The sequence below is a fragment of the Enterococcus sp. 10F3_DIV0382 genome, from assembly GCF_002140245.1.
GTDB classification, from domain to species: domain Bacteria; phylum Bacillota; class Bacilli; order Lactobacillales; family Enterococcaceae; genus Enterococcus_B; species Enterococcus_B lactis.
The window spans coordinates 2,047,860-2,050,081 of sequence record NZ_NGMF01000001.1 but is presented as its reverse complement, the minus strand read 5'-3'; the positions used below and the strand labels follow the sequence as shown (position 1 = coordinate 2,050,081).

General features: G+C 32.2%; 3 protein-coding genes. 2 read left to right on the top strand and 1 reads right to left on the bottom strand.

Going from position 1 to position 2,222, the window contains the following annotated elements; all coding sequences use genetic code 11:
• Positions 1–96 precede the first annotated feature (96 nt).
• Positions 97–330, top strand: a complete 234-nt coding sequence (locus tag A5849_RS10290; RefSeq protein ID WP_002320351.1) for a hypothetical protein — start codon at positions 97–99, stop codon at positions 328–330.
• Complete coding sequence (locus tag A5849_RS10285; protein ID WP_086310074.1) at positions 318–1,271, top strand: SPFH domain-containing protein; 954 nt, start codon at positions 318–320, stop codon at positions 1,269–1,271. Before A5849_RS10290 ends, A5849_RS10285 begins: the two co-directional genes overlap by 13 nt.
• A 292-nt stretch (positions 1,272–1,563) precedes the next feature.
• Here the strand turns inward: A5849_RS10285 and A5849_RS10280 are convergent.
• The coding region (locus A5849_RS10280; protein WP_086310073.1) for a CPBP family intramembrane glutamic endopeptidase at positions 1,564–2,222 on the bottom strand (659 nt) is incomplete at its 5' end.

The window sequence follows — 2,222 nt, the reverse complement described above, 5'->3', positions numbered from 1 at the left end:
TCTCCTCCTTTCCTCTTATTATATATCTGTCTCTTATACACATCTAGATGTGTATAAGAGACAATTTAATATATAATAAGAGGAAAGGAGGAGAATATGGCAGATTATTTAGAAAATAAGGTCATAGGAAAGTACTTTCGTTCACCTACTGATCAATTTTTAGGTATTATTCGTGTTTATGGTACTTATACAGAATACCGTGTAATAGAAGGAGTCCCTGAAAAGGATGCTATGCTAGAAATCATAGATGTTCAGTCCGGTGTGCTTCTTACAAGAGTGAATAATAGTTTATTTGTAAACGGAAGAGGGTATATAGAATGTTGGTTGTGAAAATAATCGTTGGAGTATTTGTTGTAGCTTTTCTTATCTGGTTATTGACTAGTACTGCAGTTGTTGTACGTCAAGGGGAAGTAAAAGTAGTAGAAAGTTTTGGTAAGTATGTAAAAACGTTGGAGCCAGGATTACATTTCCTTATTCCAATATTATATACTGTGCGCGAAAGAGTATCGCTAAAACAGATTCCTTTAGAAATAGAACCTCAAAGTGCTATTACAAAAGATAATGTAATGGTTGAGATCGACGAAGCTATCAAATATCATGTTACAGATGTTCGAGCATTTGTTTATGATAATGAAAATTCCGTAGTATCAATGATCCAAGATGCGCAATCGAATTTGCGTGGAATTATCGGGAAAATGGAGCTAAATGAAGTATTGAATGGTACTGAAGAAATTAATGCCTCTTTGTTTGCTTCAATTAAAGATATTACTTCTGGCTATGGTTTGGCAATCGATCGAATTAATATTGGGGAAATAAAAGTATCTAAAGAAATTGTTGAATCAATGAACAAATTGATAACAGCTTCAAGAGACAAAGAATCAATGATTACTCGTGCAGAAGGTGAGAAATCATCTGCGGTACTTAATGCTGAAGCTAATGCATCTAAAATGACCATTGATGCACAAGCAAGGGCACAACAAACCCAAATTGACGCAGAAGCAAGAGCAAAGCGCATTCGTATTGACGCAGAGGCAGAAGCTGATCGTATTGATAAAATTACTGAAGCAGAGAAAAAAAGAATAATAATCTTAAATGAAGCGATCAAAAATAGTCAACTCGATGAGGTATCCTTATCTTATTTAGGAATAGAAGCATTTAAAGAGGTAGTTTCTAGTCAAACAAATACCATTATATTACCTTCTAACATGACGGAATTAGGCAATATCCCTGTAGCAAAACAGTTATGGGAGAAACAAATAAAGGGAAATTAATTATGGATTACATTTACGTTTTAAAATAGTATAAATCTTTATCTTACTTACATTGTTACTGAAAAGGTCAGTGATCCGTAACCTTGGATTTCATAGTTAGAAAAAAATCACTATTCTTTTTTATATTGTCAAAAAGTAATCTATACAATTCTCCCTCTCAAAAGTTAGTTTAACTATTGAGAGGGAGAATTTTTGCAATATAATACTTCTTGGATTTTTCGATCAACATTTCCTAACGTTATCAAATTGATACGTAACCTTAATTTCATAGATTGCTTTTTGAGAAAATATTTCACTCCAATTGTAATAGCTTATTAAAGATATCTCTTTTGCGCCATATCAATATAACTAGTATGATTAAAACAAATAAAGAAACGAATATGCTCATATAATCAATTGAGCTATGATAGATAGTTTGGAAAAGTATACCTTCGCTATCTTGAGTAGAATTAGCCAAACCAAAAAAGTCAGACATAAAAAAGTTATAGGCGCCGTGAGAAGCCGCTGCAACCCAAGTATTAGAAAATAGAATTCTTAATAAAGCCCATACCATACCAATTAAAAAATAATCTATCAACTCTAGCGTAAATCCTCCTGCATTGCTCAGATGCATTAACATAAAAAATAAACTACTTACTACCACTCCCCATAAAAGATTAGTTTTTTTCGCGATCCCACCTAATACAAATCCTCGGCTAATTACTTCTTCTTGTGATCCTTGAGCTAGATAAAACACCATGCTTATTAGTAATGTAGACCAAGAAGATTTCGCAAAAACTTCTTGGAAATCAGCTCCGCCAATTAATACATAGCCGAATACAATAAAAGCAATTAAGAGACCTCCAATTAAATACCCTAAGATAAACTTTTTTAAGAAATCTTTTTTAGAAAAACCTAATATTCTGATATCTTTATATATTAACTTAGTTAATACTACAAAAAAGAAACTAA